The sequence below is a fragment of the Labrys sp. F242 genome (assembly GCF_057813875.1).
Genome location: NZ_JBVASG010000001.1, coordinates 3,104,045 through 3,120,674, shown reverse-complemented (window position 1 = coordinate 3,120,674; position 16,630 = coordinate 3,104,045). Strand labels below are relative to the sequence as shown.

Sequence of the window (16,630 nt, the reverse complement as noted above, 5' to 3'; positions counted from 1 at the left end):
TCCATCCCAATCGGATATCCCCGATCGCTTCTTAGAGCATGAACGCTTTCCTCGCCATGGCTTGTATGACTGGCGCACCAGAATTGCGACATCGGCTGGAGGCAGCCCGATCCCGGTATCTTGCCGGCCCTTGTCGGCGCGAATAGAATGGGTGCGTCGATCGGATATTATATGTGCGACGTCCCGACATGGGGGGCCCAGGCGTGAGCGAAGCGGGGACAAGGAAGCCGGTCAGGCCCGAGAAGCGGGCGCCGCGGCTGTCCGTCGGCTTCATCCTGGCGCGGCACTTCACCCTGAATGCCTTCGCCAATTTTGTCGACGTGCTGCGGCTGGCGGCCGATGAAGGCGATCGCAGCCGGCCGATCCGTTTCGAATGGAGCGTGCTGTCCGACACCATGAGCCCGATCGCCTCCAGCAGCGGCGTGGTGATTGCCCCCACCGAGAGGCTCGGGGAACCCGGCAAGTTCGACTATATCGTGGTGGTGGGCGGGTTGATCGACGAGATCCCCAAACTCAGCCCCGCTTATTCGCGCTATCTCCAGCGGGCCGCCGCGGCGAAGGTGCCGCTCGTCGGCGTGTGCACGGGCGCCTTCATCCTGCACCATGCCGGGCTGATGGACGGCTATCGCTGCTGCGTGAGCTGGTTCCACCACACCGATTTCCTGGAGCAGTTCGACGGTCTTCAGCCGGTGTCCGACCAGATCTTCATCGTCGATCGTGATCGCCTTACCTGTCCGGGCGGTGCCAGTGCGGCCCATCTGGCGGCCTTTCTGGTCGAGCGGCATCTGGGCAAGGCCGCCGCGACCAAGAGCCTGCACATCATGATGATCAACGGGGCGGAGGTCGGCGAGGCGCCGCAGCCGAGCCCGACGCTCGATTTCAACACCTCCGACCCCTTCGTCAGGAAGGCGCTGCTGCTGGTGCAGCAAAGCCTGGATGCGCCGCTCTCCGTCGGCCAGATCGCCCGGCATCTGGGAATTACCAAGCGCCGCCTCGAACGCCATTTCGAGAGCGCGCTCGCCACCTCGCCGCGTGCCGCCTTCATGGAGATGCGGCTGTCGCTCGCCCGGCATATGGTCGAGACGTCCAACAAGTCCTTCGCCAAGATCGCCATCGAGTGCGGCTTCTCGGATTCGGCCCATTTCAGCCGGCGCTTCCGCCAGCGATTCACGACGACGCCGAGCGAATTTCGCAAGGAGCGGCAGGAAGGGCAGGATGTTGCGTGAAGCCTTGGGCCGAGGCTCCCGGTCGGCGATGATCAGCCGTCGATCGCGCGTCCGGTTGCAGGGCTGTCATGCCCGCCGTCCGCACAATCGAGCATCCACTGCACGCCGAAGCGATCGGTCAGCTTGCCGTAAAAGCTTCCCCAGGGCTGTACCGCGAGCGGCGTCGTGACCGTGCCGCCATCGGCCAGGCTGGCGAAGAGGCTGGCGGTCGTGCCGCGGTCACGCATGATCAGCATGTGGGCGGAGCCGCGCATCGGCTCCGCGTCCTGATTGTCCGAGGCAAAGAACAGGATGCCTGGCCCCTCGAAACGGGCATGCATCACTTTTCCCCGCATTGCCTCGTCGGCAAGAGGGATGCCGAGGTCGCCATGGCGCAGCAGGATCGAGGCCCGCCCCAATCCGCATTGGGCGTAGAAGGCGAGCGCTTCCTCGCAATGCCGGGTGAAGAACAGGTAATTGGCAAGCTGCATGGTTCATCCCCACCGAGGTGCCGGACCTTCGAGATCAATGGCTTGGTGAAGCAGCCTGAATGGCATCGACGAGGTCGTTGTTGCCGAGACCGCGGCCGGCGATGCCCCACGCCCATTCGGGCGCGTAGACGATGTTGGTCCAGATGTGCTCGCGTTTCAGCCGGCCTTCGGCTGCATGTTCCAGGATATCCGTCGCTTTTTCGATGAAGGCTGTTTTCGCCTCGGGTGAAGCCAGGGCGATCTCGGGCAGCTTGAGTTCGATGAAGGCGGCGGGCGCCGGTTTTCCCGCGGCGAACACGTGGTCCCGCGCAAGCACGTTGATGGTGCCGACGATATTGGCTGTCATGAAGTTGTTGCCGGTGAGGCCGGAGACTTCGAGAAGCGCGTTCGTCAAGGCGGCAAAGGCCTCGGCCTGAGCCTGCGGGGACAGCAGGCCGTCTGGCAGGGTGAGCGTGATCGGCATCGAAAGCTCCTTGTTCGAGCAATGGCTGACATCATATATATCGACTGCTCTCTATGGTTATAGACCGAACACTCTCTTTGCAAGCAATAAAGAGTGTTCACTCTCAATTGGTGATATCATGCGCTATAACGCCGAGCATAAACGGGAAACCCGCGAGCGGGTGATCGCGGCGGCAGGACAGATCTTTCGGAAGGAAGGGTATGGCGGCGCCGGCATCGATGCGCTGACCAAGGCGGCCGGCGTGACCAACGGCGCCTTCTACGGACATTTCAAATCCAAGAGCGAAGCCTTTCGCACGGCCGTGCTGATGGGGCTGGAAGAGCTGCGGCAGGGGATTGCAGCCTTGAGAGCAGAGCAGCCGCGCGGGTGGCTGAAGAGCTTCATCGGCTATTATCTCGGCTACAAACGCACCTGCGGCCTGGGCGAGAGCTGTGCATTGCCGAGCCTGTCGCCCGATGTCATGCGCGCGGATGACGAAACGCGCCGCGTCTATACGGCCGAGTTGCGCCGGCTGATCGAGGAAGTTGCCGGCGGCTTGTCCGGGAGAGTGCCACGCGCTGATTTCCCGGGATCCGCGGAGGATCGGGCGATCCTGCTGCTGGCCATGCTCAGTGGTGGCGTTACGCTGGCGCGCGCCGTATCCGATCCCGACCTGTCGGAACGGATAGCCGCCACTGTCAAGCGCACGGCGATGGCCCTGGAGAGCGCGGACGATGCGTCTGACTGAGCCAAAGGCCGCTCCAGGCTGGCCGTGGTGGCGCGGATCAGGTGCGGGTGCGTGATGGGCAGATTGTGGAAGCCCCGGGTGACGTGGGGGAGCCTGAAACGGCGCATGCCAACGGCTTCCTCACGGTATCAGATCGGTGTCCTTGACCGATTCCATCACCACGAAGGTCGAGGTGTTGGCGACATGGGGCAGGCTTGAGATGCGCTCGCCCAGCACCTGGCGGTAGCGGCGGATATTGGCGGTGCGCACTTTGAGGAGATAGTCGTAGGAGCTTGCGATCATGTGGCATTCCTCGACTTCAGGGATCTTGAACACCGCCGCGTTGAAGGCCTTCAGCGCGGCCTCGCGTGTGTCCGAAAGCTTCACCTCGGTGTAGGCGATATGGTCCAGGCCCATCTTGCCGGAGTCGAGGATGGCGCGGAAGCCGCGGATATAACCCTCGTCGATCAACCGCTTCAGGCGCTGATGGCACGGCGTCTTGGAAAGTCCAATCTTTTCAGACAGTTCGGTAATGGAGATGCGGCCGTTCTCGACCAGCGCGTCGATGATCTTGCGGTCGTAACTATCCAGATTTCCTGTTTCTGTCGATTTTGACATTCAAAAATCCTGCATAATTCAAGAACAAAAGATTTAATGCCTATGGATGCACATATCGTTGGTGAAAAAGCAACATCGGGCTGTGCTATCTGATCGTCGAAACGCCAAAGCGTTTTGCTTGAGGTATCATCGCCGATCTGGGCCAATGGCACCTGACGTTTTCAAGAGCGAGACCGCCATGACGACATCTGCCGCACTCAGCCAAAATCCTCAGTCAGCCGCCATGCCCTTCGCCGATTTCGCGCCGCCGATCCGGCCGCAGACGCCGCTGCGCCAGGCCATCACGGCGGCTTATCGCCGCTCTGAGGAGGAATGCGTGGCGGCGCTGCTGGAACAGGCCAGCCTGCCCGTCGGAACCCGGGAGGCGATCAGCGCCACGGGCCGCAAGCTGATCGAGGCGTTGCGTTCCAAGCGCCGGGGCGGCGGCGTCGAGGCGCTGGTGCATGAATATTCGCTCTCCAGTCAGGAAGGCGTCGCGCTGATGTGCCTTGCCGAGGCCCTGCTGCGCATCCCCGACATGGCCACGCGAGATGCCCTGATCCGCGACAAGATCTCTGATGGCGACTGGCGCTCCCATATCGGCGGCGGGCGCTCGCTTTTCGTCAATGCCGCGACCTGGGGCCTGGTCGTCACGGGCAAATTGTCGAATACGGTCAACGACCGTGGTCTTTCGGCCGCACTGACCCGGCTGATCGCCCGTTGCGGCGAGCCGGTGATCCGTCGCGGCGTCGACATGGCTATGCGCATGATGGGCGAGCAGTTCGTCACCGGCGAGACCATCGAGGAAGCCCTCAAGCGCGCCCGGCCGCTGGAGGAGAGGGGCTTTCGCTATTCCTACGACATGCTGGGCGAGGCGGCGACCACCGCCGCGGACGCGACACGCTATTACAAGGACTACGAGACCGCCATCCATGCCATCGGCCGCGCCTCGGCCGGCCGCGGCATCTATGAGGGGCCAGGCATTTCCATCAAGCTTTCGGCGCTGCATCCGCGCTATGTGCGCGCCCAGGCCGAACGGGTGATGGCGGAATTGCTGCCCAAGGTGAAGGCGCTGGCGGCGATCGCCAAGCAGTATGACATCGGCCTCAACATCGACGCCGAGGAGGCCGACAGGCTGGAACTCTCGCTCGATCTGCTCGAGAGCCTGTGCGAGGACCCCGATCTCAAGGGCTGGGACGGCATCGGCTTCGTGGTGCAGGCCTATGGCAAGCGCTGCCCCTTCGTGCTCGATTTCATCATCGATCTGGCGCGCCGCACCGGGCATCGCGTCATGGTGCGCCTGGTCAAGGGCGCCTATTGGGATGCCGAGATCAAGCGGGCGCAGGTCGACGGCCTCGCCGACTTCCCGGTCTTCACCCGCAAGGTGCACACCGACGTTTCCTACATCGCCTGCGCGCGCAAGCTGCTCGAAGCCACCGACGCCGTCTTCCCGCAATTTGCCACGCACAACGCCCAGTCGCTCGCCACCATCTACAATCTCGCCGGTGCCGACTTCAAAACTGGCCAGTATGAGTTCCAATGCCTGCACGGCATGGGCGAGCCGCTCTATGACGAGGTGGTCGGGGCACACAAGCTGCGCCGGCCGGCCCGTATCTATGCGCCCGTCGGCACGCATGAGACGCTGCTCGCCTATCTGGTGCGCCGCCTGCTCGAGAACGGCGCGAATTCCTCCTTCGTCAACCGCATCGGCGATAGCAATGTTTCGGTCGACGAACTGATCGCCGATCCGGCCGAGGTGATCAGGTCGATGGCGGTAGTAGGCGCGCGCCACGACCAGATTTCCCTGCCCTCCGAACTCTATGACGAGCGCGCCAATTCCGCCGGGCTCGACCTTTCCAACGAGACGACGCTCGCCGAGATCAGCGCTATCCTCAAGGAAAGCGCCGGCCGGGCCTGGACGTCCGTGCCGCAGCTCGCCGGTGCCGCCAGTGCTGGAGAGAGCCGGCCCGTGCTCAATCCCGGCGACCACAACGATGTCGTCGGCCAGGTGACGGAGGCCACCGAGGCCGATGTCGCGACGGCGATGGCGAACGCGCAAAAGGCGATGCAGGGCTGGTCCCGCTGGACGCCGAGCGAGCGCGCAACCTGCCTGGCGCGCGCCGCCGACATCATGCAGAGCGAGATGCCGGTGCTGCTTGGCCTGATCATGCGCGAGGCGGGCAAGTCCATGCCGAACGCCATCGCCGAGGTGCGCGAGGCCATCGACTTCCTGCGCTATTACGCCGACCAGGCCCGCCTTACGCTTGGCGTGGCCCATAAGGCGCTCGGTCCGGTCGTCTGCATCAGTCCGTGGAACTTCCCACTGGCGATCTTCTCCGGCCAGGTCGCCGCGGCTTTGGTGGCGGGTAATGCCGTGCTCGCCAAGCCGGCGGAGGAAACGCCGCTGATCGCGGCCCAGGCCGTGCGCATCCTGCACGAGGCCGGTGTCCCGGCCGACGCCCTGCAACTTTTGCCGGGAGATGGCCGCGTCGGCGCCGGGCTGGTGGCCGCGCCACAGACCGCGGGCGTGATGTTTACCGGTTCGACCGAGGTGGCACGCCTGATCCAGGCCCAGCTCGCTACGCGCCTTGGATCCAATGGCAAGCCGATCCCGCTGATCGCCGAAACCGGTGGCCAGAACGCCATGATCGTCGATTCCTCGGCCTTGGCCGAACAGGTGGTCGCAGACGTGATCGCCTCCGCCTTCGACAGCGCGGGACAGCGCTGCTCGGCCCTGCGCGTGCTCTGCCTGCAGGAGGATGTCGCCGACCGCACCCTCGCCATGCTCAAGGGCGCGTTGAAGGAGCTGCGTATCGGTTCGACCGACAGCCTGAAGGTCGATATCGGCCCGGTGATATCAGCCGAAGCCAAGACCACCATCGAGGGTCATGTCGAGGCCATGCGCGGCCGCGGCCGCAAGGTCGAGCAGGTGGAGCTCGGCGAGGAGACGCAGGGCGGCACCTTCGTGGCGCCGACGATCATCGAGATCAACGAGCTGGCCGATCTGCAGCGCGAGGTCTTCGGGCCGGTACTGCATGTGGTGCGCTACAAGCGCGACGACCTGGAGCGCCTGATCGATGCGATCAATGCAACCGGCTATGGCCTGACCTTCGGCCTGCACACCCGCCTCGACGAGACCATCGCCCATGTCACCAGCCTGGTGAAGGTCGGCAATGTCTATATCAACCGCAACACCATCGGCGCGGTCGTCGGCGTGCAGCCCTTCGGCGGGCGCGGCCTGTCGGGCACCGGCCCCAAGGCGGGCGGTCCGCTCTATCTCGGGCGCCTGGTCGACACCCCGCCGATCCCCCCGCGGCACAGCTCCGTTCATACCGATCCGGTGCTGACCGACTTCGCCAAATGGCTGGGACAGCGCGGCATGAACAATCTGGCCCAGGACGCGCGCGAAATCGGCGGCGACTCCGCCCTCGGCCTGGAGATCGAGCTCACCGGCCCCGTCGGCGAGCGCAATCTCTATGCCCTGCATCCGCGCGGCCAGATCTTGCTGGTACCGCAGACCGAGATCGGCCTGCACCGGCAGCTCACGGCGGCGCTCGCCACCGGCAACAGCGTGGTCGTCGACACGACCTCCGGCCTGCAGCCCGTGCTCAAGACCCTGCCGGCCAGCGTGGCGGCGCGGGTGAGCTGGAGCAAGGACTGGAAGAAATCAGGTCCGTTCGCCGGTGCCCTGGTCGAGGGAAGCGCGGGTGAGATCCAGGAGGCGAGCAAGGCCATTGCCGGCCTGCCGGGCCCGCTCGTCCTGGTGCAGGCGGCCTCCTCGCAGGAACTGGCGGCAAAGGCGGACGCCTATTGCCTCAACTGGCTGCTGGAAGAGGTTTCCACCTCCATCAACACCACGGCCGCGGGTGGTAATGCCAGCCTGATGACGATCGGGTAGGGCGCAGCAGAAAAAGGCCCGTTTTGCCTCCCCTAGCTTCATCTAGGGCATCTAAACTTCTCGACCGAGACGAGTAAGACTCAAATATCCCTCCCCGACTTCGGGGAGGGTGGGCCGGCGAAGCCGGGTCGGGTGGGGTAGAGTAGCGCGATCCCGCCTTTTTCGGCTCCGTGGCGCCACGCTCCCCCATCCGCCGGTGCTGCGCACCGGCACCTTCCCCGAAGTTGGGGAAGGATTCTCGCGCCCTGTTCTGAAACCGCGAGATATGTATATGCCCTAGACGAAGCTGGGGGAGGAAACGCCTGCCTTCCTCGGCAGGGCCGCGATGCAGTCCTGTTCCCGGCGAAACCCCTATCCCCAGTCGAGCTTGAAACTTCGCACCATGGTGATTGTCTTGTCGCCGCGTGCCGATATCTTGGCGCCTGCGCCGATCCCATGAATCGGCGACAGTGGAGACGACGATGACGGATGGACGGCGGGCTGTAGCGAACACCGGGAGAGGCCGGACTTTCCTTGCTGCATCTTTGGCAAGCGCATTGATGCTGGGTGCCCCGGCGGTCCCGGCTTTGGCCGCGGCGATGGGCATGGGGGACGAGCCGCCCTCCACCAGCAGCGAGGTCAAGGGCGTGGCGTTCCGCCTTCTCACCACCCTGCCGCGCGCGCGGGGGGCCGTGGAAGGACTGGACGAGTGCAGCCATCTGACCGTCAAGCCGAGTTCGGAGGCCGGCCGCGCCGTGGCTGAGCGGGGTTGGGCCGTGACGGGCGAGGCCAAGCTGGGGACATCCCTGCGCGCCGTCAGTTTCGCCGGCGGCTTCGAGCCGGGAACCAGCGGTACCTGTCTCGTCAATGACGGCAATGTCGGTGTTTTCGACGGCAGCAAACTGGTTGCCCTGCTCTATGCCGAAAAGGGCTCCAAGCAGTCGCTGGGCCGCGTCCAGGCCCTCGAAGGGGGCGGGGTTCGGGTCATCGACGGTGATTTTCTCGCCACGCCGCTCGGCGACATCCGCTCGATCGACGACTACAAGTTCGAGTTCAACCCCGTGGCGGCCAATGACGGCGTCTGCAACGGCCGCGCCAAGGTGCCTAACATCAACAACATGCCGATCGACAAGGCGCGTGCCGCGCTGAAGGCGAATGGCTGGGAACCCGTGCCTTCGAGCGAGCAGGATCGTACGGACAGCCGCGTCGCCGATCTCGTCAAGCTCGGCGTGGTCGAGGCGGAGAGCTGCTCGGGCACCGGCCTTGGCTATTGCAGCTACAATTATCGTGGCGCGGCGGGTACCCTGTCGGTCACCACGGCCGGCGACAACGACTACCCCTCGGTGTCGGACTATGACGTGAAGTGCAATTGAGGCTTTCTGGGATCGCAGGGATGCCTGCGATCCCAGAAAATGCCTGCCCTCACACCGCGGGGTCGACCCAGCCGAAGGGTGGCTCGAAGCCGGCCATGGTCGCGGGTCCCCAGGTCCCGGGCTGGTAGGGGGTCACGGGCACGACGTTGCCGATGACGGGGTCGAAGATGCGCCAGGCGATTTCGGCGGCATCCTGCCGGGTGAACAGGGCGTTGTCGCCTTCCATGGCATCGCCGATCAGCCGCTCATAGGGCGCGAGGTCGCCGGTGCCGTCATCGACGGCCACGAGTTCGACCGGCTCGCCCACCAGGTTCTCGCCGGGCGCCTTGATGCGCGAGCCGAGCCCGATGGTGATCTGCGGATTGATGCGGAACCGGAGCTCGTTGGAAGGCCCTTGCAGCCGTTCGGCGAACACGTCGTGCGGCGGCTTCCTGAACCTGACCACCACCTCGGTGCAGCGCACCGGCAGGTTCTTGCCGGCACGGATATAGAAGGGTACGTCGGCCCAGCGCCAGCTGTCGACAAACATCCTCACCGCCGCGAAAGTCTCGACGGTGGAAGCAGGCGCTACGCCGGGCTCGTCGTGATAGCCGACGAACTGGCCGCGCACCACGTCCTGCGGCGTCAGCGTGCGGATCGCCTTGAAGATCTTGACCTTCTCCTCGATCAGATCGTCCTCGAGCCGGCCGGCCGGCGGCTCCATGGCGAGCAGGATCAGCACGTTGACGAGATGGTTCTGGATCACGTCCCTGATCGTGCCGACCTCATCATAGAACTTGCCGCGGCCCTGCACGCCGAAATTCTCGGCCATGGTGATCTGGATGCTCTCGACGAAATTGCGGTTCCAGACCGGTTCGAGGAAGGCATTGGCGAAGCGGAAATAGAGCAGGTTCTGGATGGCTTCCTTGCCGACATAGTGGTCGATGCGGAAGATCGCGCTCTCGTCGAAGAAGCGATGCAGGACGGCGTTGAGCTCCCTGGCGGAGGCCTCGTCATGCCCGAAGGGCTTTTCCACCATCAGCCTCGCATTGGCGGCGCAGCCCGATTCCTGCAGGCCCTGCGCCACCGTTTCGAACAGGCTCGGCGGGATCGCCAGATAATGCAGGGGGCGGGTCGCCTGGCCCAGGGCCGCCTTCAACTTGGCGAAGGTCTCGGGACTGCGATAATCGCCGCTGACATAGCCGAGGAGGTTGGAGAACCTGGCGAACACGCTTTCGTCGAAGGCATCGCCATAGGCCTTCACCGAGCTCTCGCGGGCCCGGGCGCGCAGCTTCTCCACGTCCCACGGATCGAAGGCGACCCCGATCACCGGCACATTGAGGGCGCCGCGCCGGACCATGGCATAGAGGGCGGGGAAGATCTGCTTATAGGCAAGATCGCCCGTGGCGCCGAAGAGAACGAGAGCGTCGGAATGCGGTGCCGGCATGATGTCTTTCCGAATTGAACTGCCACCCAGCGCAGCCCTCACGTTGGTAAAACGGAAGAGGCCTGATGGGAAGCCGGAAAGACGCTACGTCAGCTATGCGCTTCTCGCCGGCACGGCCCGCCAGTTCGGCAGCGCGGCGATGGTGAGCGCCCTCAGCAGCCATTCCAGCGGGCCATAGGCGTGGTGGCGCAGCCACCAGGCGCTGAAGGCAAGCTGGAAGAGATAGAGCACGGCGGCGATCGCCAGCACGCCCAGGGCCGGTAGCTGGCCGACCAGGCCGAGGCCATAGGCGGTGAAGATCAGCGAGCAGGCGAGCGACTGGCCGAGATAGTTCGACAGGGCCATCCGTCCGGCAGGCGCGAGGACGGCCGCGAGGCGCATGCCGACCGTGGTGCGGAACAGCAGCATGGCTGCCGCGATATAGCCGCCGGCGAGAAAGGGGCCGGTCAGGATGCCGGCCGCCAGGCCCAGAACTTCCCAGCCGGTGCCGGGCAGGGCCATCGAGGTGCAGGTGTAGAAGGCGCTGCCCGGCAGGCCGATCAGCAACGCATGGCGCAGCAGCCGGCGGAGCAGGGGACGGGCCTCCTCGTCCTGCTCGAACAACCGCCGCCGGCCGGCGACGAGGCCGCACAGGAACATGGCGAGGGCCGAGGGCGCCTGGATCAGGCCCAGCAGGACCCAGATTCCGCTGAGTTCCTGCAGATGGGCGCCGATCACGGTGCCGGGCGTGCCGGCATAGGCGGCGAGGGCCGCTGCCGCCTCGGCATGGACGGTGAGGGGATCGACGGCCTCGCCCGCCAGCAATTGCAGCCCGCCGAGCGCTGCCCAGACCAGGCCGGTCGCCGCAATCAGCCAGGCAGCGAGGCGCATGGCACCCCGATCGCTGCAATGCCGCAGCATCAGCAGGATGACGCCGAGCACGGCATAGGTGGTGAGGATGTCGCCATGGAACAGCAACACGGCATGGGTGAGGCCGATCAGCCACAGGCCGATCTGACGGCGCAGCATGCGCGGCACCAGCGGTTCCCCGGCCCGCTCGGCCGAGCGCATCTGCAGCGTGAAGCTGTAGCCGAAAAGGAAGGAGAACAGCAGGTAGAACTTGGTCTCGAAGACGAAGGAGACCAGGCCTTCCACCAGGCGTCCGGTCAGGCTGGTGAAGGCTGGATCGGTGACGCCGCGCCCGTAATAGACCGAGGCGAAGGCGGTGATGTTGACGACAAGGATGCCGAAGAGGGCGAAGCCGCGCAGGGCGTCGACATTGGCGAGACGGGCGGGGGTGGTGGAGCGGCTCATGGCTGGCTGACCAATGGTGCATATTAATTAATAGACTGGTCGATCTAATAATTGGTGCCAATTGCGGGTTTTTCAAGGTGGCTGGTCAGACCGATATCGTCAGGTCACGACGCCCGGGCGCAGGAAGCGCGTGAGCAGCAGTTGCAGCACGTCCCGCTGGCGGTGAAGCTCGAAGCCCGGATCCACCGCGAAGCGATTGAAGATGCCGTCGATCAGGGCGGCGATCCAGCGGGCGCCATCGGCCGGCGCCAGGGTCGGATCGACCTGTCCGCGCGCCACCGCATTGCGCAGAAGCATCCTGAGCGAATCCTGCAACGCCTGGTCATTGGCGGCGACCAGGGCGCCGATCTCGGCATCGCGCAGGGCTTCGGCAGCGATTTCGAGCTGCAGCCTGAGATAGGTCTTGTTGCTGCCGAGTTCGAGAATCAGGCCCATGAATTCAAGCAGTTCCGCGAACAGGTCCTGCGCCCGCTGGATCCGATCGAAATGAACCTTGGTCTGCCGTCCCTCCTCCTCGACGATGGCGGCGATGATGGCCTTCTTGTTCGCGAAATAGTGGAAGAGGTTGCCCGGACTCATACCGGCCTCGGCGCAGATCTCGGCCGTCGAGGTCTGGTGGAAGCCCTTGCGGGAAAAGCAGGCGATCGCCGCATCGAGGATCTGGCGGCGCTTGGCCTCGTATTTCTTCGGATCGACCTTGCGCATCGCCTGTCCGCTCAAAGATAAATGGATTGGTCGATCGAAGAATAAGCCTGCCGCAGCCCAACGCAACACGCATGGGCGGTACCTGATCTCGCGAGTGCAAAAAAGGACGCAATCGTAAGGCCTTGCAGGGATTTTCCGCCAAGTGACTCGAGAGGCGGCTCGAAGCGTTCCTACAGTTTCATGCCCATATAGATGCTTGCCGGCCGCGCGATTTCCCGAAAGCCCAGCTTCTCGTAGAAGCCGAGCACCTTGGCGTTGCCGGCGCTGACGCCCAGATGCAGGCCCGGCACGCCCTTGGCCCTGAGAGCTGCCAGTTCGGTCTCGACCAGGCGGCGGCCCCAGCCGCTGCTTTGGAACGGCGGCAGCAGATTGATATGGAGATGGGCCGGATAGCCGGCGAGCATGGCTGGATCCTTGCGCTCTGGGCGGCGGATCAGCGACAGCACCCGTTCGTCACTGGCCTTGGTGGGCGTGATGCCGGCGACCTGCAGGCGCACCCGCGGCCACCACTCGCTATCCAGCCGGTCGGCAAAGGCATCGGTATCGGGCGCGGCCACGACATAGCCCACGGCTCCGCTCCCTGCATCGAGCACAAAGGCGAAGTCGGGTGCCAGGACCTGGTAGGGCACGGCCCAGATGAAGCCGGGCAGGCGCGGCTCGGAATAGAGATAGCTGGCGTCCGAACCATTGTCGGCCGTCCGCAGGCAGATCTCGTAGAGGGCAGGGCGGTCGGCCTCGGTGGCGGGACGGATGACGGCAGTGTCGGCCAAGAAGGGGCTCCGTGCAGAACGCGAGGAAGGAAGAGCCGGGAGGAAACCCTCACCAGCCCTGCCGATCATGGGGGACTGCCGTTTCAAGCGGAGCCCGCCTGTACGTCGTCTCCCCGAAACTTGGCCGATGCTGAAACGCCAGCCATTTCAGCACTATCGTCTTACCAATGAACAATTGCAACTTGCCAACCGCCTGCTTCCCCGTGATGGTAGCGCCAACGAAGAAAGGGCGCGGCCGTTCGCACATCCAAGTCGGACCGGTGACCGGCGCCCAACATAGCGCAACGCAGAGAGGGACCACCGATGTTGCGGACTGGGACGTCTTCTTTGAGAACCGATACTCTATTGCGTCGGCTTCTGCCTTGCCTGGCAGTTGCCACCCTGTGGTGGGGAAGTACCCTCCACGGCGCGGGAGCACAGACGCTGACCGTCTGGGACGATCAGGCCCTGCCTTCCCAGGCCAAGGTCATCACTGACATCAACGCCAAGTTCGAGGCGGCCCATCCCGGGGTGAAGATCGCCCGCACGGCGCGCACTTTCGAGGATCTGGGCCTGACGCTCAAGCTGACCCTCTCCTCCGGAGGCGGGCCGGCGGTCACCAAGGCCAATCAGGGCGCGCAGCAGATGGGGGCCCTGGTCAAGGAGAAGCTGCTGCTGCCCATCGACGCCTATATCGCCAAATATGGCTGGGACAAGAAGCAGTCCGACGGCGTGCTGGCGCGCGACCGCTGGTCGGACAAGGGTGAGTTCGGCACTGGGCCGACTTATGGCATCTCCGCCCTCGGCGAACTGGTCGGCCTTTACTACAACGCCAAGGTGCTGAAGGAAGCCGGCATCGACAAGCCGCCGGCAACCCTGGACGAACTCGCCAAGGATGTGGAGGCGCTGAAGGCCAAGGGCGCCGTGCCCTTCACCATCGGCACCACCAAGGGCGACATGGCCCTGCACATGTTTGCTTCCCTGTCGCAGGCCATGATCGGCGCCGCCGACCGCAAGAGCCTCGACGATCTCGTCTATGGCCGGGGCGGCAGCTGGAACACGCCCGGCAATGTCGCCGCCGCCAAGCAGGTTCAGGATTGGGCCAATGGCGGGGCCTTCAACGAGGGTTTCCAGGGCATCGCGGATGACGATGCCGTGCAGCTCTTCGTGGGCGGGCAGGGCGCTTTTCTGATCAGCGGCACCTGGCGGCTCGGCGACATGCAGGCCAATCCTGACATCCACTTCATGGCACTGCCGCCCGCAGCCAGCGTGAAGGACCCGCTCATTGTCGGCGGCGTCGAGCTGGCCTGGACCATCACGGCACTCGCCAAGGACAAGGCGACGCAGGACCTTGCCGGCGACTATATCAACTATCTCCTGTCCGATGATGCGGCGGCGGCCTGGGCGGCGGCCGGCTATCTGCCGGTGGCGGCCCTCGAAAAACCCGACAAGGTCCAGATCCCCGCCTTGCTCGGCGAGACCATCAAGGTGTGGAATACGGTGAATGCCGCCAATGCTCTTGGCCACTATCCCGATTGGGCCAGCCCCACCATGCTGAAGACCTTAACCGATGGCCTGACCCGGGTGATTGCCAAGGAGGATACGCCGGAAGCCTTCATTGCTGCCGTCGACAAGGACTATCAGGGCTATATGGCCAGCCAGAAGAAATAAGGGACACAAGGCTCGTTCACGCCGCGTGACCTTGCCGCAGAAGGCACGACTTGCCCTCTCCGCGAAGCGGAGGGAGGCGAGCGAAGCGAGGTCGGGTGAGGTGTGGCGGGCTTGCACGACGGTCGTGCAAGACTATCGCGCTGAGCGGGGTGCCCGCCACACCACATCCGTCACGACTTCGTCGTGAACAGCCATATCTTCTTTTCGAAGATATGGCGGCCTTCCCCATTTCGTGGAGAGGGCTTCTCGCGCCTCTCAGGATCGGATCCGAGACAGCTCCATGCTCGACGCCTCCAAATATCGTAATCTTCTCTATGTATTGCCGTCGCTCTTGATTTATGGCGCCTTCGTGCTGGTGCCGATCCTCAGCTCCATCGTCCTTGGTTTTACCGCCTGGGACGGCATCAGCGCCCCGCGCTTCGTCGGCCTGGAGAACTATATCGCGCTGTTCTCCGATCCAGTGTTCTACATCGCGCTCAAGAACAACCTTGTTTTGCTGATCTTCTATGTGGCGTTGCCCCTGGTGCTCGGCCTGGTGATGGCGGCCGTCGTCACCTCGATCCATTCGCGCGAGCAGCTCGTCCTGCGCACGCTCTATTTCATGCCCTATGTGATGCCCACCGCGGTGCTCGGCATCATCTGGCGCTGGCTCTACAATCCCGCCTTCGGACCGTTGAACCAGGCCCTGAAGGCGATCGGCCTCAAATCGCTCGCTTTGCCCTGGCTCGGCAGCTTTACCTTCGCCTTGCCGGCCGTCGGTCTCGTCGCCACCTGGTATTATGCCGGCTTCTGCATGGCCATCTTCATGTCTGGCCTGCAGCGCATCGAGCCCTCGCTCTACGAGGCCGCCAAGGTCGATGGCGCCACGCCCGTGCAGTCCTTCCGCCACATCAGCGTACCCTCGCTGCTGCCGGAAGTGCGCATCGTTCTGCTTTTGACCATCATCTTCTCGATCAAGAGTTTCGACCTCGTCTTCACCATGACGCGAGGCGCCCCTGCCAATGCGACCTTGGTGCCCAATCTCTACATGTATCAGCTCGGCTTCGATCTCGGACGCTACGGCTACGCTTCGGCGGTGGCGGTGGTCGGGGCGATTCTGATTTTCTTGGTCAACGGCGTGATCCATCGCTTCATGCCCGAGCGGGAGAGGGAGCGCTGATGGCCGCTTCTTCGGGCACGGCGCCTGCCTTGCTGCCGCTTCGGGCTCTCATGTGGCTGTTTGCCCTGCTCACCGTCTCGCCCTTCGCGCTCTTGGTGCTGACCTCGCTCAAGAGCCAGAAGGACGTCCTGGCAGGCGCCTTCGCCCTGCCGCAGCAACTGCATTTCGAGAATTTCGCCAGGGCCTGGGTGGACGGGCATTTCGACACCTATTTCCTCAATTCCATCCTGGTGGTGGTGCCGGTGGTCGGCATTTCCGTCATGCTCGGCATTCTCTCGGGCTTTGCCTTCGCCTTTCTCACACTGCCGCTCAAGCGCACGCTCTTCGTGATGCTGACGATCGGCATGATGGTGCCGACCGAGGCCTTCATCATTCCGTTGTTCCATGAGTTTCGCTGGCTCGGTCTGCTCAATACCTATTGGGCGCTCATCCTGCCGCAGATCGGCATGTCGATCCCCTTCGCGACCCTGTTCATGGCGAGCGCCATGCGGCAATTGCCGTCCGAACTCGTCGATGCCGCCGTGATCGATGGCGCCACGCGGCTGCAGGTGCTGCGCCACGTCATCCTGCCCTTGATGAAGCCGGCGATGTCGACGCTTGCGCTCTTCCTGTTCATCTGGACCTGGAACGAATTCCTGATCCCGCTGATCCTGGTCAACAATGACGAAGTGCGCACGCTGCCGATCGGCATGCTGTTCTTCCAGGGCCGGTATATCGTCGATATTCCGACCCTGACGGCAGGCGCAGTGATCATCGTGGCGCCCATCATCGTGGTCTATCTGATCTTCCAGCGCAATTTCATCCACGGCCTCACGGCCGGAGCGGTGAAATGAGGCACCTCCAGGCTGTGGGCGAACTGTTCATGCCACCAAGGATGTGTTCAATCGGTCGCGGAAGCCCTGTAGGAATTGTCTG

General features: G+C 64.1%; 14 protein-coding genes. 7 read left to right on the top strand and 7 right to left on the bottom strand.

Annotation, left to right across the window (positions count from 1 at the left end; all coding sequences use genetic code 11):
* Nucleotides 1-188: 188 nt before the first annotated feature.
* Nucleotides 189-1,226 carry a GlxA family transcriptional regulator gene (locus tag ACZYTC_RS14685; RefSeq protein ID WP_488990012.1) on the top strand — a complete coding sequence of 346 codons (1,038 nt, stop codon included), beginning with the start codon at nucleotides 189-191 and terminating at the stop codon, nucleotides 1,224-1,226.
* 32 nt (nucleotides 1,227-1,258) lie between these two features.
* Here the strand turns inward: ACZYTC_RS14685 and ACZYTC_RS14680 are convergent, their stop codons facing one another.
* Both ACZYTC_RS14680 and ACZYTC_RS14675 read right to left on the bottom strand, forming a co-directional pair.
* A complete protein-coding gene (locus ACZYTC_RS14680; RefSeq protein WP_434955360.1) occupies nucleotides 1,259-1,696 on the bottom strand; it encodes a VOC family protein in 438 nt (145 codons plus the stop codon).
* 34 nt (nucleotides 1,697-1,730) lie between these two features.
* The gene (locus ACZYTC_RS14675; protein ID WP_434955361.1) at nucleotides 1,731-2,159 is read right to left on the bottom strand and encodes a tautomerase family protein; all 429 of its coding nucleotides are present in this window, start codon (nucleotides 2,157-2,159) and stop codon (nucleotides 1,731-1,733) included.
* A 118-nt stretch (nucleotides 2,160-2,277) separates the two neighbouring features.
* Here ACZYTC_RS14675 and ACZYTC_RS14670 point away from each other — a divergent pair, with 118 nt between their 5' ends.
* Nucleotides 2,278-2,886 carry a TetR/AcrR family transcriptional regulator gene (locus ACZYTC_RS14670; protein WP_488990011.1) on the top strand — a complete coding sequence of 203 codons (609 nt, stop codon included), beginning with the start codon at nucleotides 2,278-2,280 and terminating at the stop codon, nucleotides 2,884-2,886.
* A 120-nt stretch (nucleotides 2,887-3,006) separates the two neighbouring features.
* Here ACZYTC_RS14670 and ACZYTC_RS14665 read toward each other — a convergent pair whose 3' ends face one another.
* Nucleotides 3,007-3,483 carry an Lrp/AsnC family transcriptional regulator gene (locus ACZYTC_RS14665; protein ID WP_434955364.1) on the bottom strand — a complete coding sequence of 159 codons (477 nt, stop codon included), beginning with the start codon at nucleotides 3,481-3,483 and terminating at the stop codon, nucleotides 3,007-3,009.
* Nucleotides 3,484-3,661: 178 nt separating this feature from the next.
* On the opposite strand from ACZYTC_RS14665, the gene putA reads away from it, so the two are divergent.
* Both putA and ACZYTC_RS14655 read left to right on the top strand, forming a co-directional pair.
* On the top strand, nucleotides 3,662-7,360 hold the full coding sequence (gene putA, locus ACZYTC_RS14660) for a trifunctional transcriptional regulator/proline dehydrogenase/L-glutamate gamma-semialdehyde dehydrogenase (RefSeq protein WP_488989883.1): 3,699 nt from the start codon (nucleotides 3,662-3,664) through the stop codon (nucleotides 7,358-7,360).
* 539 nt (nucleotides 7,361-7,899) lie between these two features.
* Nucleotides 7,900-8,712, top strand: coding sequence for a hypothetical protein (locus tag ACZYTC_RS14655; protein ID WP_441772758.1), 813 nt, complete (start codon nucleotides 7,900-7,902; stop codon nucleotides 8,710-8,712).
* Between the two features lie 49 nt (nucleotides 8,713-8,761).
* Here the strand turns inward: ACZYTC_RS14655 and zwf are convergent, their stop codons facing one another.
* The 4 genes from zwf to ACZYTC_RS14635 form a co-directional block, all read right to left on the bottom strand.
* Nucleotides 8,762-10,138, bottom strand: coding sequence for a glucose-6-phosphate dehydrogenase (gene zwf, locus ACZYTC_RS14650; protein ID WP_488989882.1), 1,377 nt, complete (start codon nucleotides 10,136-10,138; stop codon nucleotides 8,762-8,764).
* 93 nt (nucleotides 10,139-10,231) lie between these two features.
* Nucleotides 10,232-11,431 (bottom strand): DUF418 domain-containing protein, encoded by a 1,200-nt coding sequence (locus ACZYTC_RS14645; RefSeq protein WP_488989881.1) that lies wholly within the window; start codon nucleotides 11,429-11,431, stop codon nucleotides 10,232-10,234.
* Between the two features lie 99 nt (nucleotides 11,432-11,530).
* Nucleotides 11,531-12,136 (bottom strand): TetR/AcrR family transcriptional regulator, encoded by a 606-nt coding sequence (locus ACZYTC_RS14640; RefSeq protein WP_488989880.1) that lies wholly within the window; start codon nucleotides 12,134-12,136, stop codon nucleotides 11,531-11,533.
* Between the two features lie 170 nt (nucleotides 12,137-12,306).
* Nucleotides 12,307-12,906: a GNAT family N-acetyltransferase gene (locus ACZYTC_RS14635; protein ID WP_488989879.1), complete on the bottom strand. Its 600-nt coding sequence runs from the start codon at nucleotides 12,904-12,906 to the stop codon at nucleotides 12,307-12,309.
* Nucleotides 12,907-13,251: 345 nt separating this feature from the next.
* Between ACZYTC_RS14635 and ACZYTC_RS14630 the strand changes: the two genes are divergently transcribed.
* The 3 genes from ACZYTC_RS14630 to ACZYTC_RS14620 all read left to right on the top strand — a co-directional run bounded on the left by ACZYTC_RS14630 (nucleotide 13,252) and on the right by ACZYTC_RS14620 (nucleotide 16,548).
* Entirely contained in the window at nucleotides 13,252-14,556 is a 1,305-nt protein-coding gene (locus tag ACZYTC_RS14630) for an extracellular solute-binding protein (RefSeq protein ID WP_488989878.1), read from the top strand.
* Between the two features lie 280 nt (nucleotides 14,557-14,836).
* Nucleotides 14,837-15,715: a carbohydrate ABC transporter permease gene (locus ACZYTC_RS14625; protein WP_488989877.1), complete on the top strand. Its 879-nt coding sequence runs from the start codon at nucleotides 14,837-14,839 to the stop codon at nucleotides 15,713-15,715.
* A complete protein-coding gene (locus ACZYTC_RS14620; protein WP_488989876.1) occupies nucleotides 15,715-16,548 on the top strand; it encodes a carbohydrate ABC transporter permease in 834 nt (277 codons plus the stop codon). Before ACZYTC_RS14625 ends, ACZYTC_RS14620 begins: the two co-directional genes overlap by 1 nt.
* Nucleotides 16,549-16,630: the final 82 nt, after the last annotated feature.

What these genes read in the sequence shown, in the direction of transcription:
- ACZYTC_RS14670 (WP_488990011.1), top strand. Translation starts at nt 2,278, where the DNA reads ATGCGCTATAACGCCGAGCATAAACGGGAAACCCGCGAGCGGGTGATC.
- ACZYTC_RS14680 (WP_434955360.1), bottom strand. Translation starts at nt 1,696, where the DNA reads ATGCAGCTTGCCAATTACCTGTTCTTCACCCGGCATTGCGAGGAAGCG.
- ACZYTC_RS14640 (WP_488989880.1), bottom strand. Translation starts at nt 12,136, where the DNA reads ATGCGCAAGGTCGATCCGAAGAAATACGAGGCCAAGCGCCGCCAGATC.
- putA (WP_488989883.1), top strand. Translation starts at nt 3,662, where the DNA reads ATGACGACATCTGCCGCACTCAGCCAAAATCCTCAGTCAGCCGCCATG.
- ACZYTC_RS14675 (WP_434955361.1), bottom strand. Translation starts at nt 2,159, where the DNA reads ATGCCGATCACGCTCACCCTGCCAGACGGCCTGCTGTCCCCGCAGGCT.
- ACZYTC_RS14665 (WP_434955364.1), bottom strand. Translation starts at nt 3,483, where the DNA reads ATGTCAAAATCGACAGAAACAGGAAATCTGGATAGTTACGACCGCAAG.
- ACZYTC_RS14620 (WP_488989876.1), top strand. Translation starts at nt 15,715, where the DNA reads ATGGCCGCTTCTTCGGGCACGGCGCCTGCCTTGCTGCCGCTTCGGGCT.
- ACZYTC_RS14655 (WP_441772758.1), top strand. Translation starts at nt 7,900, where the DNA reads ATGCTGGGTGCCCCGGCGGTCCCGGCTTTGGCCGCGGCGATGGGCATG.
- ACZYTC_RS14685 (WP_488990012.1), top strand. Translation starts at nt 189, where the DNA reads ATGGGGGGCCCAGGCGTGAGCGAAGCGGGGACAAGGAAGCCGGTCAGG.
- ACZYTC_RS14625 (WP_488989877.1), top strand. Translation starts at nt 14,837, where the DNA reads ATGCTCGACGCCTCCAAATATCGTAATCTTCTCTATGTATTGCCGTCG.
- ACZYTC_RS14645 (WP_488989881.1), bottom strand. Translation starts at nt 11,431, where the DNA reads ATGAGCCGCTCCACCACCCCCGCCCGTCTCGCCAATGTCGACGCCCTG.
- zwf (WP_488989882.1), bottom strand. Translation starts at nt 10,138, where the DNA reads ATGCCGGCACCGCATTCCGACGCTCTCGTTCTCTTCGGCGCCACGGGC.